Here is a 23,294-nt window from a genome sequence, read left to right on the forward strand (position 1 = left end):
GGACGGATTCGAACCATCGAAGGCAGTGCCGGCAGATTTACAGTCTGCTCCCTTTGGCCACTCGGGAACCCCTCCAGAGGATTTTTATACTTAGTAAGATGTTTTCCCAACTCATCTCCCAAGTGCGGAGCGAATCATAGCAAACTCGCTCAGGCTGTAAAGCGTTTTTCTTACGTTTTTACGTTGAATGCTGTCTTTTTGGGCAAAGATGGTAGAAAGTCAGCGTTTTGTTTGTCCTTTGAACAGAAGAGAGGCGCGCTTTTTACTTGAATTTACACTACTTGACGTTAAACACCGTATCTACTGATAAACTGTAAGCAGTTTAATGACATAAGTTTATTCGTTTAGAAGTCAATATCATGAGCATGAAAGCCACGTTATCGTTATCTGTTTTAACGCTTTCTATATTACTGAGTTCTCCATCGGTTTGCGCTGCGATGCGAGGAGGCTCAGCGGTTACCGTTGTGACTGAACAAGTAGAAACGCACGAGATCAATCAATCCTTAACTCTTATCGGCAAATTAAAGGCAGCGGAGTCTGTGGTTGTCGCATCGGAAGTCGCCGGCAAAGTGAATCAAATCGCTGTTAAAGCGAATCAAAATGTCCGGCAAGACCAGCTATTAATTAAGTTAGATGACGATAAGGCTCAAGCCGCTTTGATTGAGGCAAAGGCGTATCTAAAAGATGAACAGCGTAAGTTAAAAGAGTTCCAACGTTTGGTTAAGCGGAATGCGATTACTCAAACTGAAATCGATGCACAAAAAGCCAGTGTTGAAATAGCACAAGCGAGGCTAGATGCTGCTCAAGCCAATTTAGCTCATCTCCATATTACTGCCCCATTTTCTGGCACTGTTGGTTTTATCGATTTTAGCCGCGGCAAAATGGTCAGTGCCGGTACTGAACTTTTGACGTTGGATGATCTTTCCGTCATGGAACTGGATTTACAAGTACCGGAGCGCTATTTATCGATGCTTTCTATTGGTATGGAAGTCATCGCTAAAACCAGTGCATGGGGTAGCCAGACCTTTACTGGTCAAGTCACAGGTATTGATACGCGGATCAGCGCCGAAACACTGAATCTTCGCGTGCGTATTGAGTTTGATAACCCAGAAAATCAATTGAAGCCGGGCATGTTGATGAACGCTTCACTAGCATTTCCTGCTATTAAGGCGCCAATCATTCCTGTTCAAGCGCTTGAATACTCCGGAACTAAACGTTTTGTATATGTAATTGATGAAAACAACAAAGCTACTCGTCAAGAAGTGTCGCTAGGTGCTCGTGTTGGTAACGAGGTGGTGATCGAATCTGGTGTTGAGATTGGTGACAAGATTGTGGTTCAAGGCATTGTTAACATGCGTGATGGTGTCGAAGTGAAAGAAATTGTCGCGCCACTAAAAGCGAACACCACGGATGTGACACGCAATGACAGTGAATCGGATGAGGAAGAAAACTAATGTTACTGTCCGACGTTTCAGTTAAACGCCCTGTCGCGGCGTTGGTTCTGAGCATGCTGTTGTGTGTGTTTGGCTTTGTGTCATTCACCAAATTAGCCGTTCGTGAAATGCCTGATATAGAAAGCCCAGTCGTTTCTATCAGTACGCGTTATGAGGGTGCATCGGCGACTATTATTGAAAGCCAAATTACCTCCGTTTTGGAAGACCAGCTTTCTGGGATCAGTGGAGTTGATGAAATTAGCTCCACTACTCGTAACAGCATGTCGCGTATCACGATCACGTTTGAATTAGGTTACGATCTCAACACAGGTGTGAGCGACGTGCGTGATGCTGTGGCTCGTGCTCAGCGCTCGCTACCTGATGAAGCGGATGACCCTATTGTTTATAAGAACAATGGCTCGGGAGAGGCGTCGCTCTATATCAATCTCAGTTCTGCAGAGATGGACCGTACTCAATTAACCGATTATGCCGAACGTGTATTGATGGACCGCTTTAGCCTGATCTCTGGGGTTAGCTCCATTGATCTCTCCGGTGGTTTGTACAAGGTAATGTACGTGAAGCTTAAGCCAGAACTAATGGCTGGACGTTCAGTTACAGCTTCAGACATTACATCAGCTTTGCGAAGTGAGAACCTAGAAAGCCCAGGTGGTGAAGTTCGCAACGACTCAACGGTAATGTCCGTGCGTACGGCTCGTACTTATAACACGCCTGAAGATTTTCAATATCTTGTCATTAAACGCGCAAGCGACAATACACCTATCTATTTAAAAGATGTAGCAGATGTCTTCATTGGTGCAGAAAACGAAAATTCAACCTTCAAAAGTGATGGTGTAGTAAACATCAGTCTTGGTGTGGTACCGCAGTCAGACGCAAACCCGTTAGAGGTTGCGAAGCTGGTTAGGTCTGAAGTCGATAACATCCAGAAGTTCTTACCAGAAGGTACACGTCTTGCGATAGATTACGACGCGACAGTATTTATCGAGCGTTCAATCGAAGAGGTGTACAGCACGCTATTTATCACGGGCGGCTTGGTGATTTTGGTGTTGTACATTTTCATCGGCCAAGCTCGTGCAACCTTAATTCCTGCGGTTACGGTACCTGTTTCTCTGATTTCTTCGTTCATTGCCGCGTACTACTTTGGGTTTTCTATCAACTTGATCACCTTGATGGCGTTGATATTATCGATTGGTTTGGTGGTGGATGACGCAATTGTGGTTGTAGAGAATATCTTCCACCATATTGAACGCGGTGAATCGCCATTACTCGCCGCATATAAAGGCACAAGAGAGGTTGGTTTTGCTGTTATAGCAACAACATTAGTGCTGGTGATGGTGTTCTTACCGATCTCCTTTATGGATGGCATGGTAGGTCTACTATTTACAGAGTTTTCTGTATTGCTGGCTATGTCGGTCATATTCTCCTCTTTGATTGCCCTGACGCTGACTCCTGTATTAGGTAGTCAGATTTTGAAAGCGAATGTAAAACCAAATCGATTCAATGAAGCGGTTGATCGCTTGTTTAGCAAGCTTGAGAGTGGCTATCGCGCATTATTGAAAGGTGCATTGAAAGTACGTTGGGCTGCTCCGCTGGTGATTCTAGCTTGTTTGGGCGGTAGCTATTTCTTGATGAATCAGGTACCGGCCCAGCTGACCCCACAAGAAGATCGCGGTGTGATATTCGCGTTTGTGCGCGGTGCAGATGCTACGTCGTACAATCGTATGTCAGCCAATATGGATATTGTCGAAGACCGATTGATGCCATTACTAGGGCAAGGTTATCTGAAGTCATTCAGTATCCAAACGCCAGCGTTTGGTGGCCAGGCAGGAGACCAGACAGGCTTTGTGATCATGATTCTAGAAGATTGGAACGAACGTGATATCACGGCTCAGCAAGCCCTTAACAAAGTACGGAAAGAATTGGCGGGTATCCCAGATGTTCGAGTGTTCCCATTTATGCCAGGTTTCCAAGGTGGTTCGAGTGAGCCAGTTCAGTTCGTATTAGGCGGCTCTGATTACGATGAGCTCGTTGTTTGGGCTGAAATGCTAAAGAACAAAGCAGAAGAATCACCAATGATGGAAGGAGCAGAGATAGATTACTCGGAAAAAACGCCTGAGTTATTGGTTACAGTTGACCGACAGCGTGCCGCAGAGCTAGGAGTCAGTGTTAAAGACATTTCTGACACCCTAGAAATCATGCTCGGTGGTAAAAGCGAAACGACTTATGTTGAGCGTGGCGAAGAGTACGATGTGTATCTTCGCGGTGATGAAAATAGCTTTAATAATGCTGCAGATTTAAGTCAGATTTATCTGCGCACGAATAGCGGTCAGCTAGTGACGTTAGATGCGGTCACAAAAATTGAAGAAGTGGCGGCCTCTATTCGTCTTTCTCACTACAACAAACAGAAGTCCATCACTATTACTGCCAACCTGTCGGAAGGTTATACATTAGGAGATGCGCTGAATTACCTAGACCAGGAAGCCATCGACAACTTACCGGGTGACATTTCGGTGAGTTATTCGGGGGAGTCGAAAGACTTTAAAGAGAACCAAGCAAGTGTTGCTGTTGTGTTTGCATTGGCACTACTAGTGGCGTATCTCGTGTTGGCGGCTCAGTTTGAAAGCTTCGTAAACCCGTTAGTGGTCATGTTTACGGTGCCGATGGGTGTATTTGGTGGCTTCCTTGGTTTGGTTATTATGGGCCAAGGTATGAATATTTATAGCCAGATCGGCATGATCATGTTGATTGGTATGGTGACGAAAAACGGTATTTTGATCGTAGAATTTGCCAATCAGCTACGTGATCGTGGCGTTGGGTTTGAAAAAGCGATCATTGATGCAGCTGCGCGACGTCTACGTCCAATCTTGATGACTGCGTTTACCACACTTGCTGGCGCAATTCCGTTGATAGTATCGACAGGGGCGGGTTATGAGAGTCGTATTGCCGTGGGTACGGTAATCTTTTTCGGGATGGGGTTTGCGACATTGGTGACCTTGTTTGTTATCCCGGCAATGTACCGATTGATTTCGGCGAAAACACAAGCACCAGGTCATATAGAAGCAGAGTTAAACAAAGCAATTAGCCATGATACGAAGGGCCGTGTTGCCCACCCCTAGCAGTAGCACGTAAAGCTTTGATTGAAAACGCCGGGCAATTTTTGTTCGGTGTTTTTTTATATAGATAGTGATTACTTATAGATTTAATGATTATTTTTGTTTATTATTTCGCCACTTCTTCGAGGGGCACAGGACTCGCTCATCGTTTTGACTGAATGTTGGGTCTTGTTAGGTTTAATGCTAGGAAAGCAGCCTATGCCTATTATTATTGAGGTGTTTCCTTGAAAAAAGTACGTGGTAGTTACATGGTCGAAATGGTTTTAGTTGCAGGTGTTATGGCGCTGCTAGCAACTACCGCACTTCCAACGTTGACGAATGCATTAAAAGATCGTCAAGATGGTATTTTGCATTCTCTCGATGCTGGTCAACCAAGCAACCATGTGAACAAAGAGGCAACAGAAACGTTCTCTGTTCAGTAAGTGACGACATACTATAGAATCTAAAAGAATCCGAGGCAAAACTCTCGGCTTCTTTGTTTTTCAATTATGGAAACTTGGTGCTATCTAATGTTAGAAGCGTTTCCCTAGGCTGATTTGTACACCTTCGTAGCTGTCGTAAAAATCTTCAAAATCCATATCTGCGACATTATAAATGTACTCTGCGCGTAACCAGATATCTGTACTCATATCCCAATGGACGCCAGCACCGATGTTGAATAGTGCGCCTGAGTCATCTGTGACTTTTTGTTCGTTTGGTACGTACATTTCAGCTTGAGTGCCAAGCGCAGTTACGCGACCAAACAGTGACAGCGGCGTATCGCCTAAGTTATCACTTGTTACAACAGCAGACATACCTGCTTGGTAATAGTGAAGATCTAAGTCAGTTTTTAGAGCATCGTTCTTAAGTTCATTTTGTGAATAGCGCAGAACCCCTTCAAACGCGAGGTATTGGTTTACATGGTAACCCCAGCCAACTGTGATATGTGGTGTTGACCACTCATTGTCTCTATCCGAGCCGAAGTACGGTGTATCAAAACCAACGTTACCAGTACCCAGATAAAAATAAGATTGATGAGCTTGTTCTTGAGCAGCTAAAGTTGGCACGCTAATGGTCAAGGCAGACAATAATAGAATGGCGTTTTTCATAACTAGACGATAACCTTGGTAAAAGACCGTTGTAATGATTTGTTTAAATGTTAATTTAATCAATAGGATGGATGGTAATTATCATATCAGCTTTTATCAAAGGTAGTGATTTTAGAATGGGAATTGTTGCGCTAAAGCATACTTCTTACTCATGACTACCGACTAACTAGATATGGTGACGAAAGCTAGTTAAATAAGAGAGAAGGAAAGGAAAGTGGCTGAATTCAAATACAAAAACTTGACTCAAGAAGAACAAGATAAGTTAGACGCGGCGACATTTCGCCGTTTATTGGCGCATTTAGATGCCAACAAAGACGTACAAAACATCGACCTGATGATCCTTGCGGGCTTCTGTCGCAACTGCTTTAGCAAATGGTATAAATCTGAGGCTGAAAATCTCGGTTTGGATTTAGATATTGATGACGCTCGCGAACGTGTTTACGGCATGACTTACGATGAATGGAAACAAAATCATCAACCAGCGGCAACGCCAGAACAATTGGCTGCGTTTGAAGCGCGCCAGAAAAAGTAAAACCCAGCGATAAAAACAGCCCGCATGAAGTTGGGCTGTTTTTTTAAAGTCCAGTTTGCACGTTAAGCGTTAGTTGAGCCGCAACAAGCTGGCTCAACGCAACCTTTTGCTTGAATGACTTCGAGTTGAGCTAAGTAAGGTTGAATATCGCCGATGTTCTCTTTTACCCATGTTAAGTCATAATACGTATCTAGGTAACGCTCTCCAGAATCACATAGAAGCGTCACGATAGAACCCTTCTCACCGCGTTGTTTCATCTCACAAGCCAATTGCAGCACACCGTAAAGATTGGTGCCTGTTGATGCGCCGACTTTACGCCCAATCAGCTGAGATACCCAATGGGCGGTTGCCACACTGGCTGCGTCTGGAATTTTGCGCATTTCATCAATGACACCAGCAATAAAACTTGGTTCGACACGTGGTCGCCCTATACCTTCAATTTTGCTGCCAGTATCACTTTTCAATGAGTGATTTCCTGACTGGAAAGCGTCGTAAAACACTGAGTTTTCAGGGTCTACCACGCAAAGCTTGGTGTCGTATTTTTGGTAACGAATAAAACGGCCAATGGTTGCTGATGTGCCGCCTGTTCCAGGACTCATCACTACCCAGCTAGGAATCGGGTGATCTTCTAACTCCATTTGGCTAAAGATAGAGTTCGCGATGTTGTTGTTACCGCGCCAGTCAGTCGCACGTTCAGCATAAGTAAACTGGTCCATGTAGTGACCATTTAGCTCTTGAGCCAAGCGTCGAGACTCGTCATAAATCTGATCTGATCGTTCAACAAGGTGCGCTTTACCACCGTAAAATTCAATTTGTTCGATCTTTTTACGTGCAGTGGTTTTCGGCATGACGGCAATGAACGGTAAGCCAAGTAAACGCGCAAAATACGCTTCCGAAACGGCAGTGCTGCCTGAGGACGCCTCGATTACAGTGGTTTCAGGACCAATCCATCCATTACAAATAGCGTAAAGAAATAATGAGCGCGCCAATCGATGCTTAAGAGAGCCTGTAGGGTGCGTACTCTCATCTTTTAGATAGATATCGATACCATCAAGAGAAGGTAGTTCGAGTTTAAATAAGTGAGTATCAGCAGAACGTTGGAAGTCTGCTTCAATTTTACGCACTGCATTGTTGATCCAATTGTGGTCAGTACACATGGCGTCTCTCCTTGGGAAATCGATAGATAAGTATTAGATAGGGATAATTTATCTATAATTTCCGAGAAAAACTTTGCTATTGTTACTCTTAATAAAGATATCTTTAGAAAAATTTTCTACATTTTATGGGTTTTATAGAAATGAGTTTAGATCGAATAGATAAGCAGCTGCTTGCTTTACTACAAACCGACAGCACCTTGTCATTAAATGACGTGGCTGAGCGAGTCAATCTTACTACAACACCATGCTGGAAGCGCTTGAAAAGGTTGGAAGAAGAGGGCTACATCGAAAAACGCGTGGCGTTGTTAAGTGCAGAAAAGCTCGAGCTATCTTTCATTGCATTTGTTCAGTTAAAAACGATTGATCATTCCGAAGGTTGGTATCACCATTTTGTTACAACTGTGAGTGACTTTCCTGAGGTAATGGAGTTTTATCGTATGGCTGGCGAGTATGACTACATGATGAAAGTACTAGTCAAAGATATGAAGTGTTTTGACGAATTCTATAAGCGGTTAGTTAATAGTGTAAAAGGGCTATCTAATGTGACTTCAACATTTGCTATGGAGTCCATTAAATACACAACAGAGTTACCAATCCTAAAATAACTCGCCCTATAAGAATTCTATCTAATGTTAATTCTACCTTTTAGTATTTTAAATGTTAAAAGGTAGTTTGATTATGCTTTTAAAACTATTTCCTACCAGATTTTTATAAATATAAACGATATTTATTCTCTCTTCTATTTTTCATTAACCATTTTTTTTTAAAGTCCATTAATCCTATACATCATAATGAAAGAAAAAATAACGCAATTTTTTCTCTTTCTTTTTCATGTTTTATTTTATTGAATATTAATTTTTACTAAATTAATGGAAGAGTTTGATTTAAACGTTTGCTTTTTGTGTTTTCATGTAATTTGGTCGCTATTTTTGAGTATTTGTTTTTAGGATTAATACAGTAGCAATTACTTAAGTAATAAAGTACTCAAAAATGGGGATAGTGATTAATAAAACATCGTATTATTATCGCCCCATCTTGTATGTAACAAAGTATTACTAAAAATGAACAGAAATTACTATTTGCTTTTTCTCGCAGCTTTACTCGCTGGCTGTGGCGGTGGGGGAGACTCTAAGCCGAACAATACGAAGACACCAACTACGGTAACAAAGCAGAACCGCCCGCAATTAAAAGTGGAAGACACGGTGTTGAAGTTTGAAGGAGTGGGAACGGTTACTGAAGCAAAACTGAGCAATGTACATGGGTCGGTATCTTACCAAGTCATTGACTCTAATCCGCCAAATGTCGTGAAAATTAATGACTCAGGAATACTACAAATTCTGCGCCCAGGAACGGCGACGATTCTTGCTACAGATAGTAGCTCTGCTTATGAATCTTCTGAAGCAAGATTTTCTGTCACTGTAGAGCGAGGCATCAATACTGAACTTTCAGTGAGTGATCTGAATTTCAATGCGATTGAGTCAGAAGGAAAAGCGTTGATCGTCCGTGGCCAAAAAGGCGAACTGAGTTATGAGGTAGAAAGTGGTCATAACTTGATTCGTGTTGATGAGAACGGTTCGGTATATTCATTAGGTTCAGTTGGTCAGGCATCGGTGCTGATTACTGATTCAGGTAACGACTTTTACTTGCCGAAACAAGTTCGCGCTACGGTTAAACTGCATGCAGTAGCTCCGGGGCAATTACAGTTCGCTTTGCTTGAAGACGAGTATCGAGAAGGGTTGACGTTAGAACCAGTGCGTTTAGATAAAGCTCAAACGCAACGTATTTCTTACAAAATTATAAATAGCGTACCAGACAGCAAGGTGGCCGAGTTGCTAGACCCTGAAACGGGTTTGCTTCTTGTTCATAATGTTGGGCAATTAACGGTTGAAGCGACAGCAACTTACAGCGACGCGTTTCTGGATAAACAGCAAACAGCGCAATTTTTTGTGGATGTAAAACAAGGCAAGCGTCAAGAAATCAGCGCAGCGGATATCGTCACAACTTATGAGGAAGGTGGACGAATTTTCCCTAAGGTGACGAACGCCTACGGTGACTATGAGCTGAGAATCATTCGTGGTGAAGACGTTGTCGCTAAAACTGAAAATGGTGAAGCATTACTGATCAAAGGTGTTGGTGCTGCTGAAGTGGAAATTTACGAGCATGACATGCGTAATTATCCTGCAAGCAAAACTCGTTTTGATCTTGAAGTTAATCGCGCGCCTCATCCCGTTATAAAAGACATTGAAATGCCGCTTACCTATCAACCAAATCTTTCAATCCCTCTGGCGTTTAAAGGGCAAAAAGGTAACGTAAATCTAGTTAGCAGCTTACCTAATGGCTTACGAATGACTGACGGCAAGTTGGAGGTAGTGACTGCGGGTGAGTACGACCTTAAGTTTGAAGACGATGGTGGGGAGTTCTACCAACCTATTCAATTTAATGTCGTCATTAAAGTTGCAAAGGCTGAAGGCCAACCCATGGCAACGCACGATTATGACGTTGTATACAGCAACAAATACAGTTTTGATCTTCACCGTGATTTTGGTTTGAGTGCTGACGAGCAAATTGAGATTGTAGATAACACCGCACCAGATGTTGTCGGTGGTTTTAGTGAAGGACGTCTCCATGTGTATAAAGCGGGTAAAGCGACGCTAACTGTGCGCAGAAAAGAGAGCGCGAATTATACTGTTGGTCCTGATCAAAAAGTCTACGTGACAATTTTGAGTGCGCCGAGCCGAATTGAAGTTCAATCCGATGTGGAAGAGATTTGGAAGGTTGGCCAAACATTTGTTGCGCCGAAAATCTCTGGTACGGTTGGGGAAGTTACGTACCGATTTGCAGACAACGCAGCAACAGATGTAGTTTCCTTAAACAGCCAAACGGGTGCCATGCAAATTCTTAACGCGGGTAGCACAAAAATTATTGTTTCGGATGCGGGGGACGACAAAGTGGATCCGGGTGAAAGTAGTTTCTCGGTCACGATTAAACAAGGCACAAACCCTGTATCGGTTACTTACCCAACGGTAGAATTCTCCGCTGGTAGTGTTATCTCACCAGTGATGAGTGGTGGGACTGCGAAGGCAAGTTACCGTCTTATTAACCAAAAAGATCCTGTGGTCGAGCTAGTTTCCCCTGATACGGGGCGTTTGAAGATTTTGCACGCAGGCGAGTACCAAGTAGAGGTTACTCTTACTGGACGCAACTACAAAGCTAAAACAATCGTCGTAAATGGCACTATTAACAAAGCGAAGCACCCTGGTTTAAGTACTTCTACAATGAAGGTGGAATTTGAACCATTTAAAAAGGTTAAGCTAGATTTTGGTACACCAATAGGAAAACGCAGCTATCAAATATCCGGCTCAACAACTAACGGTGTCGCTTCATTAGATGTTGATAAGGAAGAGCTGACGTTACTTGACCTCCCACCAGTAAAAAGACGTTGGATTTCTCTCGACGTTTCGGAAGGAGAATCTCGAGATTACAAAGCGTTGGAAAGTAAGAAAGTCCAGCTGTATCTAAGCTTTGCAGATGAAGGTGTTGCGGATCAATATACATTGCTTGAAACTGAACAAACAGTATTGTTTAGCACGCTAAATGCACGTGAGTTTTCTAACTTAGAAGAAAGTGAGTTTGGTTTGATGAACGTTCGTTCAGTGCGTGAGCCAACGGACGAAGAATTGAAATTATACGGCAAAGGTAAGATTGCACTACTTGCATTCAAGCCGGTGGGTAACGATGACCAAACTCTAATAAAAGGAGCGTGGGTACACTTAGCTCGATTTGATGGATGTACATCAGAGCTGTTCGAAGATGATCTCAAGCCTTTTGAAGCAATTGACTATGATGACCCAGGGTACTGCACCAGCGGCAGCACGATTCGTATGACTCGGTTCTTAATAATTGATGACTCGAAGATGGAAAAGGTAGAGTATGAGTTAGTAGCACCTGTGATTACTTACCGTCGTGGGGGTCGTGAATTTTTAGCAACGAATAAAGGTGGATTCTATGCCGACCCAAATGTCATTTACGGGAAAGGTGAATATGGTTACCCGAAATCACTTTACGAATGGTCGGTTGTTAACATGAAGTATCAACCAAATTAATCATCGTTTGATACCCATTAAAAAAGGAGTGCGGAACAGCACTCCTTTTTTCGTCTAGCGAACACGAGCTATTTCGTGTAACGCATCACCCCTTCTTGCACGGCGGTCGCCACTAAGTGACCTTGCTGGTTGTATATTTCGCCACGGACCAACCCACGAGTATTGCTCGCCGTTGGGCTCTCTATCGCATATAGAAGCCATTCATCCATCTTAAACGGACGATGGAACCAGATAGAGTGGTCAATGGTGGCCACTTGAAAGTTAGGCGTCATTAATGAGACTTCATGTGGATGCATTGCTGTCACAAGGAATCCCCAATCGGATGCGTAGGCCAGAAGGTACTGGTGAATTAGCTGATTCTCTGGCATTTCACCATTAGCACGAATCCAAAGGTACTGTTTGGGTTCTGCTTTTTTGGGCTTCAAAGGGTTGATAACCGTAACGGGGCGAGTTTCGATTGGCTTTTCCCCGCAAAATGTTTTGCGTAAGCGTTTGGGTAGAAATTCTGCAATATGGCTTGCGAGCTCACTCTCTGAAGCAAAGTTTTCTGGACCAGGGATATCTGGCATTTCTTTTTGATGATCAAACCCAGGTTGATCGCCATGGTAGGATGCGGTTAGGTAAAAAATAGGGCGTCCATTTTGAATTGCTTTTACGCGTCTAGTGCTAAAGCTACGGCCATCTCTCAGATTTTCTACATCATAAATAATAGGTTTTTCTGGATCGCCAGGGTACAAAAAATAGCTATGGAAGGAGTGTACCGTGCGTGTTTCTTCAACGGTGTAGCGCGCAGCAGAAAGCGCTTGCCCAATTACTTGACCGCCATAAACTTGAGGCAAACCTAGGTTTTCACTTTGGCCACGAAACAAGCCTTCTTCTAATTTTTCGAGTTGTAGTAGGCTGAGCAATTCTCGTAGTGGTTTACTCATTGTGTCTCCTCACCGTTGTCTTTCATTCCAAGTTACCTCAACAGCCTCACTCTTGTGAAGTGGCATAGTTAAGAACTATTGAGTAACTTAGAAATAGTATTGTTCCAATTATGAAACAAAATCAATTGTTTGATAAATTCTAACTCAGTCAAACTATTGTCAAATAAAGTGACAGGAAGCAGACAGTTTTATATTCCACACCTATAATTGCCTCGGTTTAATGCTCTTTTCGAGGAATATATGAAAAAAACACTACTACTTGTTACTTCTCTACTCTTTGGGGCTGCGTTAGTGGGTTGCCAAACTTCTCAAAATACAGAAATGGAATCTACAGAAGCGTCAATGAAGACGATTACAGGTACAGTGGCTTATCGCGAGCGGATTGCCTTGCCACCAAACGCAGTGGTTACTATTGCGTTAGAAGATGTGTCCTTGGCGGATGCCCCAGCAAAAGTGTTGGCGAAACAGACATTCGAAACGGAAGGTAAGCAAGTTCCTCTTTCTTTTGAGTTGAGTTACGACAGCAATGAAATCAAACCAAACCATCGTTACAGCGTTCGTGCTCGCATTGAGGTAGATGGAAAGCTGCGTTTTATCAGCGACACACATAACGGTGTTATTACAGATGAAGCACAAACTCACCAATTAGATATTCGTCTAGTTGGAACACGTTAATACGACGTACTGAGAACAAAAAATGGCAGCTTAAGGCTGCCATTTGTATTTTTTAAGTGAAGTTTTGCCAACTTCCGATACTTCAATCCCTTCTGCTTCTAATTTCTTTTTTTGTCGCTCTAAGTCTCTGCCTTTTAAAGATATTTTTCCTTGGCTATTTACCACTCTAAACCAGGGGAGTTTGCTGCCTTCTGGTAGGTTACCCAGTGCTTTACCAACATGTCTCGCATAGCCCGGATAACCGGCCATTTTTGCAATTTCCCCATAGGTGGAGACTTTTCCTTTTGGAATTTGGTGAATTACAGCAAAGATTTGCGCTAAAAATTGGTCCATACTCAAAAGTGTCTATTTTGGATTACTAAGGAATGGTAAACCATTGGACTTGTATATTGCTAACGGTTCTTAACCCTTGTGTTGCCAGCGACTCACTTTGAAGAATTACATTTTCTGTTCTTTAGTGTCGTTGGTTGATGAGCCTTAAACAGCATGAAGCAAACGCAAGCTAAGCTTGAATCTAGACCCTCTCAACGACTTTCAATCCCAGTTTTTGCCGTTGAGTTACCAAGTAGGTGGGGAAGCCAGGAGGCGCTATGATTTTATCGACACTTCAATTTTTCGTTACGACCTTACTCGCTGTTGTCTGCGTTCGGGCGATGAGTTTGAGCGAGGGTGACATTCCCGTTCTTGCACTTATGATCCCCGCGCTGTGGGTTCTGCCACAAGGTGGGTTCGCTGGCTTAGTATTGCTGGGCGCGATGATGGCTTTTGGTGCGACACTCTCAATGCAGCCAATTGCTTTGTCGGTTGGTGTTTTGATCCTTTTCCCACTTTTAATGGTGGTGTTTTCTCGTAGAAGCTCTTTAGGCGTGTTGCTCACCGCTGGTCTTATTGTACTTACACTGCAAGTTGGTCTTATGGTCACACAGCAAGGCGGTAAGCTGGATGGGTCTGCTTGGGTTACAGTGGTTCAAACCATTGCGGTTATGGCGATGTGGTGGTCGGCTGCACATTGGACGCCATCCAATAAACACAGCTGGTGGCCGTTGTTTTTGTTGCTCCCATTGTGGATTGCAGGCCTACCGTACGCCGTTCTTATGGCGTTAAGTTTGACGGGAATGTTAGCGTCAATGGAAGCACTTGCGAAGCTTCAACATACCATTCGTTGGAGCAAATTATTATGTTGGACATTGCCGACTGTGGGTTTTGCCGCTTTAGTCGTCAGCCCGACCACGGATGTGCCAAACCCTGTTTTCGTGGTTTGGATCTGTTTGTTAGGGACGGCTTGGATGACTGACTATATTTTACGTAGTAGCGATGAACAGGCTGAATTATGAGTTTTTAGTCAGGTAAAAAGTGACATGTGCGGCAGAGTATCGAATTGGTTGTGGAACAAAATGGAGATTAGTATATGTTCTTCATTTCATATTTACTACACTTCCAATAATAATAACCACAATATAAGTGGTTGATTTAAGATAAGTTTGTCATGACAACTTTTGCTCGAACACTGTTGCTTTTTGCATGTTGCCTCTTGAGTTTGAATGTAAAAGCCGAAGCCCCTTTAATTGCTCATTATAAAGTCGCGACTGAAGCGGATGATGTCGTCACTCGTGTTCTTTTCAATGCTGCTTCAAAGGAGTTTGGCTTTACCGTTCAATACGTGAACTACTCCAGCTTTGATGCCATTCTAAATTCAGTAGCGAATGGGGAAGCGGACTTTGCTGCGAATATCACTTACACACAAGAACGTGCTCAACGTTTTAGTTATTCCCGCCCAACAAATATCGAATATACCTACCTCTTTGGCTTAAAAGATTCGACGTTGAGTGATATTTCGCGTGTTGGCGTCCCCAAAGATACAGTTTATGCCCAATTACTTAAACAACACTACCCTGGTCTAGAACAGATCTCTTATCAAGGTCATGAACAAGCAGTAACACTGCTACGTTCAGGTGCTGTGGACGGCGTTGTCGATGCCATTAACCAGCTCAAGCCGATGCTGATGGAGGGGTTTGACGCCAAGATGCTCAATGATCAGATTTCGATAAAGCCCGTATCCATCATCAGTAAAAAAGATCATCATCTTGAGGAGTTGGACACGTTCGCTACGTTTATTCACGGGGAAGCGGTGCAAAAGCAGCTTCGCGAAGAAATTTCCCAGTATCAATTTGAATTAAGGCGAGCAGCGTTGCGTGATTCTATTCGTTTATTGCCCCTTGATTTTAATGAACCAATACGGATTAAGCTCGAATCTATCTTTCCATATGTTGTATACAACGCAGATGGTAGTGTCGAAGGGATGACGGCTGATGTAGTCCTGAGAAGCTGTGAGATCTTGGCTTTAAACTGCTTGATCATTAGTGAGCCTGGTGAAAGCTGGGGTTCTATGTACCATGAGTTTATCCAAGGTAATTTCGAAATTTTGGCGCCGTTAACGGTCAGCCGTGAGCGGCGTGCATTTAGCTACTTTCCAAAGCCCCATTACGCGCCAGCATCGGTGATGGTCAAGCGTTTAGGTTACAAACCGAGCACATACTCTCATGTTTCACAGTTGATATCTGAGCGGATTGGCGTAGTTAAGGATGACTTTTTCGATCAAATGATGACGCAACTGTTACCGCTAAAAGAACTCAAACGTTATCGTACCCAACAAGAGCTCATTCAGGGGCTACTAAATGAAGAAGTCGATTACATTCCGATGGATACGGCGATGCTCAATCATTTTTTACGTCTCAGTGAATTGGTTCCGATAGAGCAGGATACCGCTATTGGCGAGTTTTATGAGTCACAACTCTCTGTTGGATTGGTCGCGAATGAAAAAGGAGCCATGCTTGCGCCTTTCTTCAGTCGAGCGATAGCGATGTTAGAAGTTGATAAGATCATTGCTCAGTACGATGTACGCCCAGATTGGCGTACCGCACTTGAATATGAGATTCGATTAGCGACGCAAACACAAGCTGTGTTTATCTTTGTGTTATTGTTTGCTATTTGTGTTTCGCTTTATCTTTACCGTCAATCGAACACTGACAACTTAACAGGGTTAAGGAACCGTCGTGCGTTGCAAGTAAAGTATCGAAAAGGAGTAAACAAAGATCTATCCATACTTTACTTAGACATTAATCATTTCAAACGAATCAATGACACTTATGGTCATCGCGCTGGGGACGAAGTTTTACAACTACTGGCGCTAAAAATTCATTATGTCTGGTCGGGAAGATGTTATCGAATTGGAGGGGATGAGTTCATATTGCTGGGTTATCCAACGCAAGCCGAGTTAACTAGAGCAATGAGAGAGCTCAGTAGAATCGATGTGAAAGGCAAATTATGTAGTGATTTGGAGTCTATAAGTATCTCTATTGGTTTCTCTGCAAAAAGGGAACGGCACATGAGCTTAGAGCAAGCGATGCATTTGGCTGATGAAGACATGTACATGAGTAAGCAGTCCTCACGGCACGACTCCTCTTATCGTGACTGCACGGTTTCATCATAAAGGAATGAATTGATCGAGTTTTGTTCAAACGGTAATGAAATGATGAAATTCAAGGTTTTTGCTCTTGCATTATGAGAGCTGATACTGAATAATCGCCCCATCGATTGAGGCAAGACCTCTCGAAAAGAATTATGGGGCTCTGGTCCTCTCGCAACAATAGCTCGTGAACTCGGTCAGGTCCGGAAGGAAGCAGCCGCAGCGTGTGACTTGTGTGCCGGGATGTGGCTGGGGTCCCACCCTTTGAAAGCCCTGCGTTATCGCAGGGCTTTTTTCGTTTTTGAGCCTTCTTTTATTTTGGCTACGCTTGGTGTTCAACGTCTTCTGATGATCAAGCTTCTTGAGGTTATTTAGGTATAATTTATAATCTCATCCGCTCGATACCGAACTTTCGTGAAGATTGTTTAGGGTACGCTCGTCGAATAACCATTTTCACCTGGGATACTTTAATGATTTCAAAAAACCAATTAAAACTGCTTCGTGCTTTAGGTCAAAAGAAACAGCGTAAAGCGCATGGCTTATTCCTAGCTCAGGGTGAAAAGAACGTACTAGAGCTAGCAAGTAGTTCATTGAAGGTGAAGCAGGTTTTTGCAACAGCGGCATTTCTCGAACAAAATGCTGGTACGCTAAATCGTTTTGATTGTGTTGAAGCATCGCTTGATGAATTGACCAAAGCGAGCACGCTTGTGAGCAATAATGCGGCCATTGCTGTGGTTGAAATTCCGAGTGTAAAAGAGCCTCAAGCGAAAGGCTTGATGATTGCGCTAGATGGTGTATCCGACCCTGGTAATCTAGGTACGATTATTCGTGTTGCAGACTGGTATGGCATCAAGCACATTATTGCGAGTACAGATTGTGCTGATCCTTATAATCCTAAAACGATCAGTGCGACCATGGGCAGCTTTGGCCGCGTACAAGTGAGTTTGGTGGATTTGCCAAGTTATTTGGAACACGCCAAATTGCCAGTATATGGCGCGTTTTTGGAGGGAGAGAGCGTTCATAAAACGGATTTCGCTGCTGAAGGTATTTTGTTGATGGGCAGCGAATCTCATGGTGTGCGCGAAGCCGCAGCAAAATTCGTGACAGATAAGATCACGATTCCGGCGTTTGGCGGTGCCGAATCACTGAATGTCGCGATGGCGACTGGCATTATTTTAGACAACATGCGCCGCCAACATAGCTAACGCAACAATTACTTAATAACAAAGCCAGTCAATTTGACTGGCTTTGTTGTATTTATTGCCTAGAAAAATCAGCCTGGCTGAATCTTGCGTTTAACGAAATACAGTGAATGTTGTTCGGTGAGTTAATTTTGTTTTAGTTCAATAGGCTGTGCCTATAAATAAAATTACTCCTTTCCATTTAGTAAAATCAGGAAATTAGGCGACACTTATCTAAAGGCCGCAATAAAATGCCCTTAAGGAGATAAGAATGCATTCATTAAAAGTAAAAGATTACATGACGTTGCAAGCGGTGACTTTCACGAAAGATATGTCACTTTCGGCAGCTTTAAACAAAGTAATGCAAAGTGTCACACTAGGTGGCCCTGTCATTGATGAAAATGAAAAAGTGGTTGGGTTTTTATCGGAGCAAGACTTATTAGATAAGTTGGTGAAAGCAAGTTATCACTGCCAAGATACACATACGGTACAAGAGTGTATGCATGATGATGTCTTATCTGTTTCTCCAGAAATGTCAGTAATTGAACTGGCTGACATGATGAAAGTTGGAAAGCCGAAAATGTATCCAGTGGTGGATGGCAAAGGTAAGTTGGTTGGTGTTATCACAAGAAGAGACGTGCTGCGTGCCATAGGAATGACATTAAATGAGTGTTTTAAGCATCCCGTTTAACCTCTCTGTTTAAACTTTACGGAATATTGCTTTTAAACTGGTTTGGAAAGACGCTTCGGCGTCTTTTTTATTTTCTATCGCCGAACTGTACAAATTTATCTTGACCTTGGAGCTTACTCTAAGGTTTATCCTTAGCAATAGGTAAATCACCGATACCAATAAGGAAAAAATTATGTGTACAAAACATCAAGGTTGCCAATCTAGCAAAATCAAAACTGCGGTGCCGCTTGGTGCAAGCGAGTCATGCTGTGCGCCAGTAAAATCTTCGCTCAATATCTCTCAGGCCAGTGTTGATGTTTCTGAAAGCTCTTGCTGTAGTGGAGGAGGCTGCAGCGTTGACACAGGCGAGGAAGACGATCCCACAAGGGAGAGTAATTCCTCCGTTCGGAACGCTTGGCTTGTGTCAGGTATGGATTGCCCATCTTGTGCGCAAAAGCTTGAGAAAGCCATTACGTCTTTACAAGGCGTCAGCCAAGCCAAGGTTTTGTTTGCAACAGAAAAACTGGTCGTCGATTTTGATGGTCTAGAGCTGATAGCTACGATAGAGCAGACAGCCCAAAAAACGGGTTTCCCGCTCTCTTCACTGGATGCTCCAAAACCAATCACTACAAAGAAAGGCTGGCTTGGCGTCATAAGAGACAACATCCAAATTCTCTCGATTGCTGGTGCAATGGCTACTGCGGCAGTCATTTCTAAGATCGACCCTCAAATAAGCGCTTGGTTATTCACTTTGACGTGTTTACTTGGTTTATACCCAATCGCGCTCAAAGCATTTAAGTTGGCGCGTAGCGGTACGCCTTTTGCGATTGAAACGTTAATGAGTGTAGCGGCGCTCGGCGCTTTATATTTAGGTGAAACCGCCGAAGCCGCAATGGTGTTATTGCTTTTCCTTATTGGTGAAAAGTTAGAAGCATATGCATCATCTCGCGCGCGAAGCGGTGTCCAGGCGTTAATGGACTTAGTCCCAGAAAATTCAATTTTAATTATTGATGGAGAGCGTAAAGAAGTACCAGCTGCTCAGCTTAAACCAGGGGATATCATAGAAGTCGCACCCGGAGGTCGTTTGCCTGCCGACGGTGTTTTGCAAGATGCGCTTGCGAGTTTTGACGAAAGTGCGTTAACGGGAGAATCTGTTCCCGTTGAACATCAAACCGGTGGCAAAGTGATGGCCGGGGCTGTGGTTGTCGATAAAGTGGTTCGCTTACAGGTGACTTCCCGTCAGGGCGAGAATGCGATAGACCGAATTCTTCATTTGATTGAAGAAGCCGAATCTCGTAAGGCACCATTAGAACGCTTTCTTGATAAATTTAGCCGTTGGTATACGCCGCTAATGATGCTGGTGTCTCTGATGGTTATCGTTACGCCGCCATTACTATTTGCCCAACCGTGGGAAACGTGGATCTATCGAGGACTCGCCCTGCTGTTGATTGCTTGTCCATGTGCATTAGTAATTTCAACACCTGCGGCGATCACTTCTGGCTTGGCGGCAGCGGCTAAGCGGGGCGCATTGATCAAAGGTGGAGCGGCGCTTGAGTTGCTTGGCAAGGTTGAGTCTGTCGCATTTGATAAAACTGGGACACTGACGCAAGGTAAACCAGAAGTGACTGACGTCTTTGCTTTTGATATGGATGAAGACAAGTTACTTAGCCTAACTGCGTCAATCGAGGTTGGTTCAAGTCATCCTCTAGCGGTTTCTTTAGTTACCAAAGTGCAAGAGCAGGGGCTTACTATTCCTGAAGCGTTGGATAAAACCGCGCAAGTAGGCTCTGGTGTCACTGGTTACGTCGATGGAAAAATGGTCCAAGTGGTCACGCCTTCAAAGGCAGACTTTCCACTTTCTCAAGAAGCCAAAGAGCAAGTGGTTACGTTGGAACAACAAGGTAAAACGGTTGTCATTGTGCGTTTCGATGACGAGGTCATTGGCGTGATCGCATGGCAAGATACATTGCGCTCAGATGCCCAGCAGGCCATCGCAATGTTGAAGGAACTTGGGGTCACGTCGGTGATGCTAACGGGTGACAACCCGAGAAGTGCAGAAGCAATGGCAAATAGAATAGGCTTGGATTATAAAGCGAGTTTGTTACCTGCAGACAAGGTGCATTACGTCGAGAAGCTATCACAACAACATACCGTTGCGATGGTGGGAGACGGTATCAATGATGCTCCAGCCATGAAAGCTTCGAGTATCGGCATTGCGATGGGAGGCGGTACGGATGTTGCGCTCGAGACTGCTGATGCGGCGTTAACACACAACCGTTTGATTGAGCTACCTGCCATGATAGAACTGTCGCGTGCGACGCTAAGTAACATTCGTCAGAATGTCGCGTTAGCGCTAGGTTTGAAAGGTGTATTCTTAGTGACAAGTTTACTTGGTGTAACTGGGTTGTGGGTTGCTGTATTAGCCGACAGTGGTGCAACAGCACTGGTGACATTGAATGCGTTGAGATTACTTCGTTTTGAGTCCAAGCAGATCAAATAACTGACCTAACCATTGATCCCACTCATTAATAGCCCGAGGCATTCGTGTATCGGGCTTTTTTTAACCGTATTAACCTGATGCGATCAGACGTTTTTCTCGTCCTTGAAATCACGCATTGCTATGCAACAAAATGATCTAACGCCCCTTAAAGTGTGATCAATACCAGTTTTGTTTGAAATTTAATTTTCATTACATTTTGTCATTGTGATTGTGATCACTCTATGTTGGTGAAAGGTTCGCTACAGTGCATCTGTACCCAATAACTGATTAATGAGCTTATTGTTCATAAAATAAGCCACAATAAGGAGCGACTTATGTCTCAAGCTGTATTCCATTTAGGTGTTACTGAAGCTGATCTTAATGGTGCGACTCTAGCGATCATTCCTGGTGACCCAGCGCGTGTTCAAAAAATCGCAGAACAAATGGAAAATCCAGTATTTCTAGCAAGCCATCGTGAATACACGCTATACCGTGCAGAGTTAGACGGTAAACCTGTTGTGGTTTGTTCTACAGGTATTGGTGGTCCTTCTACCTCTATCGCAGTTGAGGAATTGGCACAGCTTGGTGTTCGTACTTTCCTACGTGTTGGTACAACGGGTGCAATTCAACCACATGTAAACGTGGGTGACATGATCGTAACGACGGGGTCAGTTCGTCTTGACGGTGCGAGCCTACACTTTGCTCCTATGGAATTCCCAGCAGTTGCTGACTTTGAAGTAGCAACCGCAATGAAAGCAGCAGTAGAAGAGTCTGGCGCTACAGTTCACATGGGTGTGACTGCATCAAGCGACACGTTCTACCCTGGTCAAGAACGTTACGATACGTTCTCTGGTCGTGTTGTTAAGCGTTTCCAAGGCTCTATGCAAGAATGGCAAGACATGGGCGTACTTAACTTCGAGATGGAGTCTGCAACACTGCTAACAATGTGTGCGAGCTCTGGTTTAAAAGCGGGTTGTGTGGCTGGTGTTATCATCAACCGTACACAAAAAGAGATTCCAGATCATTCAACTCTGAAAGAAACGGAAGCGCGTTCAATTAAAGTGGTTGTAGAAGCAGCGCGTAAAATGCTTTAAGCCGCTATAGTTGGCATTTAAACAAACAGAAAAAACCAGAGGCTAACCTCTGGTTTTTTTCTACTTATAGAAATGCGTACAGCTAAAATTTAGGTATAAAAAAGCAGCATTAATGCTGCTTTTTATCGTTGTGAATTTTAGCTTTTCTTAATGGCACTATATCTCGTCTGAACCGCCCGCGTCTTTAAACCAAGCAGTTAAGTGCGTTCTTAAATCTTTAAGCTCATCAGGGCCAATCAGGGCTAGCCCTAAGTCTTCAGCACGAGTAATGTCATTGTGACGAAGAGGACGGAAGCTCACCAACATTGCGCGCGCTTGTAAGCCACCTAATAGATCGCGAAGCGATTCTAACTTATATAAAGTATCGTCGCCGTCATCTCTCATGCCTTTGGTTTTGCACTCGATGATGTGCAGCTTGTTGTTTACAACTGTTGCGACATCTAACTCATTGCGTACTTCACTTTCACCAAGTTTACGATAAACCTGAACATTTAACGATCGATCTTGAATCGTCGGCATGGTGTCTTGGATTTGCTTCACGGTGCTGTGAACCAAAGTTTCTAACCACTCACCGTTTGAAAAGCGTCGAGCATCTTCATCTGCAAACGTTAAAACGCCATTCTCATAGGTGGCGATTTCTGCTTCTACTAAATCTGAAAGCAACATGTTGAGCTCACGGTAGCCCTGCTGTTTTTCGGAGAGCTCGACATCAAGCTTTTGTTCTTTGCGGCATGTGGTTGCAAGGTAGTTAAGTGTTGCTAGACCTGGCCCAAGCTCAAGCGCATTTGAGGCCCATCGTTCACCAAGTTCATACAATTTTTTATCAAGAAGAGGTGGTAAATCAACGTGGTGAAACTCGCCGCGTGCACCAAAGATAGTGAGGTAATCTGCAATCGTAATGTGATCTTCGACTTGGGTATCTTCTTTGCCATCAGGGTATAACCAACAAAGCTTATCGCTACTAGGCTCAACCACAAAAATTGGCCAGCGATAGGTACGGAAAACTTCGTACACCGACAACAAGCGATGACGAAGACCACAGCTCGCGTTCAATTTTACATCTTCGCCGCGTTCATGGAGATCTTTTGCCAGTTTTTGAATTGCTTGTTTGATCAGAGATGTATTAACAGCGGATGGAATTTCAAAAAATTCAGAAGTAATTTCTCGTTGATCTAAAACGGCACTCAGTCGGTCAAATATATCTAACTGGCTCTTGTCTCCGATGAAGACGATATGTGTGCTTAGCGTACGATTATCTAATAGAGGAGTGACCAATCTCACTGGGTCTTGGTCGATAATACCAACATGAACAGCCATAGATTTTCCTTTTTATGAGGCCGCTCGAAAAGAGTTGTG

At 43.6% G+C, this 23,294-nt stretch carries 18 protein-coding genes, 1 tRNA gene and 1 other RNA gene; 14 read left to right on the forward strand and 6 right to left on the reverse strand.

Features of this window, described 5'->3' with window-relative positions:
* Positions 1 to 67: transfer RNA gene (locus R7Q09_RS02600), tRNA-Tyr, on the reverse strand.
* Positions 68 to 359: 292 nt separating this feature from the next.
* Between R7Q09_RS02600 and R7Q09_RS02605 the strand changes: the two genes are divergently transcribed.
* The 3 genes from R7Q09_RS02605 to R7Q09_RS02615 all read left to right on the forward strand — a co-directional run bounded on the left by R7Q09_RS02605 (position 360) and on the right by R7Q09_RS02615 (position 4,986).
* Entirely contained in the window at positions 360 to 1,454 is a 1,095-nt protein-coding gene (locus tag R7Q09_RS02605; protein WP_318070480.1) for an efflux RND transporter periplasmic adaptor subunit, read from the forward strand.
* A complete protein-coding gene (gene vmeF / locus R7Q09_RS02610; protein ID WP_318070481.1) occupies positions 1,454 to 4,567 on the forward strand; it encodes a multidrug efflux RND transporter permease subunit VmeF in 3,114 nt (1,037 codons plus the stop codon). Before R7Q09_RS02605 ends, vmeF begins: the two co-directional genes overlap by 1 nt.
* Positions 4,568 to 4,788: 221 nt before the next feature.
* Positions 4,789 to 4,986: a type II secretion system protein gene (locus R7Q09_RS02615; protein WP_031781369.1), complete on the forward strand. Its 198-nt coding sequence runs from the start codon at positions 4,789 to 4,791 to the stop codon at positions 4,984 to 4,986.
* Between the two features lie 90 nt (positions 4,987 to 5,076).
* On the opposite strand, the gene R7Q09_RS02620 is transcribed toward R7Q09_RS02615, so the two are convergent.
* Complete coding sequence (locus tag R7Q09_RS02620) at positions 5,077 to 5,652, reverse strand: porin family protein (protein WP_318070482.1); 576 nt, start codon at positions 5,650 to 5,652, stop codon at positions 5,077 to 5,079.
* Between the two features lie 214 nt (positions 5,653 to 5,866).
* On the opposite strand from R7Q09_RS02620, the gene R7Q09_RS02625 reads away from it, so the two are divergent.
* A complete protein-coding gene (locus tag R7Q09_RS02625) occupies positions 5,867 to 6,184 on the forward strand; it encodes a DUF1244 domain-containing protein (protein WP_005378586.1) in 318 nt (105 codons plus the stop codon).
* Positions 6,185 to 6,246: 62 nt separating this feature from the next.
* Here the strand turns inward: R7Q09_RS02625 and R7Q09_RS02630 are convergent, their stop codons facing one another.
* Positions 6,247 to 7,341 (reverse strand): PLP-dependent cysteine synthase family protein, encoded by a 1,095-nt coding sequence (locus tag R7Q09_RS02630; protein ID WP_318070483.1) that lies wholly within the window; start codon positions 7,339 to 7,341, stop codon positions 6,247 to 6,249.
* Between the two features lie 140 nt (positions 7,342 to 7,481).
* Here R7Q09_RS02630 and R7Q09_RS02635 point away from each other — a divergent pair, with 140 nt between their 5' ends.
* Entirely contained in the window at positions 7,482 to 7,946 is a 465-nt protein-coding gene (locus tag R7Q09_RS02635; protein WP_025998626.1) for an Lrp/AsnC family transcriptional regulator, read from the forward strand.
* Between the two features lie 456 nt (positions 7,947 to 8,402).
* Positions 8,403 to 11,444, forward strand: coding sequence for a cadherin repeat domain-containing protein (locus R7Q09_RS02640; RefSeq protein WP_318070484.1), 3,042 nt, complete (start codon positions 8,403 to 8,405; stop codon positions 11,442 to 11,444).
* A gap of 68 nt (positions 11,445 to 11,512) precedes the next feature.
* Here the strand turns inward: R7Q09_RS02640 and tesB are convergent, their stop codons facing one another.
* On the reverse strand, positions 11,513 to 12,373 hold the full coding sequence (gene tesB, locus R7Q09_RS02645) for an acyl-CoA thioesterase II (protein WP_005378575.1): 861 nt from the start codon (positions 12,371 to 12,373) through the stop codon (positions 11,513 to 11,515).
* Positions 12,374 to 12,613: 240 nt separating this feature from the next.
* Here tesB and R7Q09_RS02650 point away from each other — a divergent pair, with 240 nt between their 5' ends.
* Positions 12,614 to 13,048, forward strand: coding sequence for a YbaY family lipoprotein (locus R7Q09_RS02650; protein WP_005378572.1), 435 nt, complete (start codon positions 12,614 to 12,616; stop codon positions 13,046 to 13,048).
* Between the two features lie 30 nt (positions 13,049 to 13,078).
* Here R7Q09_RS02650 and R7Q09_RS02655 read toward each other — a convergent pair whose 3' ends face one another.
* The gene (locus R7Q09_RS02655; protein WP_005378570.1) at positions 13,079 to 13,381 is read right to left on the reverse strand and encodes a DNA base-flipping protein; all 303 of its coding nucleotides are present in this window, start codon (positions 13,379 to 13,381) and stop codon (positions 13,079 to 13,081) included.
* Positions 13,382 to 13,638: 257 nt separating this feature from the next.
* Here R7Q09_RS02655 and R7Q09_RS02660 point away from each other — a divergent pair, with 257 nt between their 5' ends.
* The 7 genes from R7Q09_RS02660 to udp all read left to right on the forward strand — a co-directional run bounded on the left by R7Q09_RS02660 (position 13,639) and on the right by udp (position 21,938).
* A complete protein-coding gene (locus R7Q09_RS02660) occupies positions 13,639 to 14,382 on the forward strand; it encodes a hypothetical protein (RefSeq protein WP_005389942.1) in 744 nt (247 codons plus the stop codon).
* A 152-nt stretch (positions 14,383 to 14,534) separates the two neighbouring features.
* Positions 14,535 to 16,538 carry a GGDEF domain-containing protein gene (locus R7Q09_RS02665; RefSeq protein ID WP_151514634.1) on the forward strand — a complete coding sequence of 668 codons (2,004 nt, stop codon included), beginning with the start codon at positions 14,535 to 14,537 and terminating at the stop codon, positions 16,536 to 16,538.
* 137 nt (positions 16,539 to 16,675) lie between these two features.
* An RNA gene (gene ffs / locus R7Q09_RS02670) (signal recognition particle sRNA small type) lies at positions 16,676 to 16,772 on the forward strand.
* 212 nt (positions 16,773 to 16,984) lie between these two features.
* Positions 16,985 to 17,719 (forward strand): RNA methyltransferase, encoded by a 735-nt coding sequence (locus tag R7Q09_RS02675; protein ID WP_104975981.1) that lies wholly within the window; start codon positions 16,985 to 16,987, stop codon positions 17,717 to 17,719.
* Positions 17,720 to 17,966: 247 nt separating this feature from the next.
* Positions 17,967 to 18,386, forward strand: a complete 420-nt coding sequence (locus R7Q09_RS02680; RefSeq protein ID WP_005378483.1) for a CBS domain-containing protein — start codon at positions 17,967 to 17,969, stop codon at positions 18,384 to 18,386.
* A 172-nt stretch (positions 18,387 to 18,558) separates the two neighbouring features.
* On the forward strand, positions 18,559 to 20,865 hold the full coding sequence (locus tag R7Q09_RS02685; protein WP_262627735.1) for a zinc/cadmium/mercury/lead-transporting ATPase: 2,307 nt from the start codon (positions 18,559 to 18,561) through the stop codon (positions 20,863 to 20,865).
* Positions 20,866 to 21,179: 314 nt separating this feature from the next.
* Complete coding sequence (udp, locus tag R7Q09_RS02690; RefSeq protein ID WP_005378479.1) at positions 21,180 to 21,938, forward strand: uridine phosphorylase; 759 nt, start codon at positions 21,180 to 21,182, stop codon at positions 21,936 to 21,938.
* Between the two features lie 156 nt (positions 21,939 to 22,094).
* Here the strand turns inward: udp and R7Q09_RS02695 are convergent, their stop codons facing one another.
* Positions 22,095 to 23,255, reverse strand: a complete 1,161-nt coding sequence (locus R7Q09_RS02695) for a DUF1887 family protein (RefSeq protein WP_005378476.1) — start codon at positions 23,253 to 23,255, stop codon at positions 22,095 to 22,097.
* Positions 23,256 to 23,294: the final 39 nt, after the last annotated feature.

It is taken from the genome of Vibrio sp. 2130-1 (assembly GCF_033339515.1).

Bases quoted from the DNA above. Each gene is read 5' to 3' on its own strand.
- R7Q09_RS02605 (WP_318070480.1), top strand. From the start codon at position 360: ATGAGCATGAAAGCCACGTTATCGTTATCTGTTTTAACGCTTTCTATA.
- vmeF (WP_318070481.1), top strand. From the start codon at position 1,454: ATGTTACTGTCCGACGTTTCAGTTAAACGCCCTGTCGCGGCGTTGGTT.
- R7Q09_RS02620 (WP_318070482.1), bottom strand. From the start codon at position 5,652: ATGAAAAACGCCATTCTATTATTGTCTGCCTTGACCATTAGCGTGCCA.
- R7Q09_RS02630 (WP_318070483.1), bottom strand. From the start codon at position 7,341: ATGTGTACTGACCACAATTGGATCAACAATGCAGTGCGTAAAATTGAA.
- R7Q09_RS02635 (WP_025998626.1), top strand. From the start codon at position 7,482: ATGAGTTTAGATCGAATAGATAAGCAGCTGCTTGCTTTACTACAAACC.
- R7Q09_RS02640 (WP_318070484.1), top strand. From the start codon at position 8,403: ATGAACAGAAATTACTATTTGCTTTTTCTCGCAGCTTTACTCGCTGGC.
- tesB (WP_005378575.1), bottom strand. From the start codon at position 12,373: ATGAGTAAACCACTACGAGAATTGCTCAGCCTACTACAACTCGAAAAA.
- R7Q09_RS02650 (WP_005378572.1), top strand. From the start codon at position 12,614: ATGAAAAAAACACTACTACTTGTTACTTCTCTACTCTTTGGGGCTGCG.
- R7Q09_RS02655 (WP_005378570.1), bottom strand. From the start codon at position 13,381: ATGGACCAATTTTTAGCGCAAATCTTTGCTGTAATTCACCAAATTCCA.
- R7Q09_RS02660 (WP_005389942.1), top strand. From the start codon at position 13,639: ATGATTTTATCGACACTTCAATTTTTCGTTACGACCTTACTCGCTGTT.
- R7Q09_RS02665 (WP_151514634.1), top strand. From the start codon at position 14,535: ATGACAACTTTTGCTCGAACACTGTTGCTTTTTGCATGTTGCCTCTTG.
- R7Q09_RS02675 (WP_104975981.1), top strand. From the start codon at position 16,985: ATGATTTCAAAAAACCAATTAAAACTGCTTCGTGCTTTAGGTCAAAAG.
- R7Q09_RS02680 (WP_005378483.1), top strand. From the start codon at position 17,967: ATGCATTCATTAAAAGTAAAAGATTACATGACGTTGCAAGCGGTGACT.
- R7Q09_RS02685 (WP_262627735.1), top strand. From the start codon at position 18,559: ATGTGTACAAAACATCAAGGTTGCCAATCTAGCAAAATCAAAACTGCG.
- udp (WP_005378479.1), top strand. From the start codon at position 21,180: ATGTCTCAAGCTGTATTCCATTTAGGTGTTACTGAAGCTGATCTTAAT.
- R7Q09_RS02695 (WP_005378476.1), bottom strand. From the start codon at position 23,255: ATGGCTGTTCATGTTGGTATTATCGACCAAGACCCAGTGAGATTGGTC.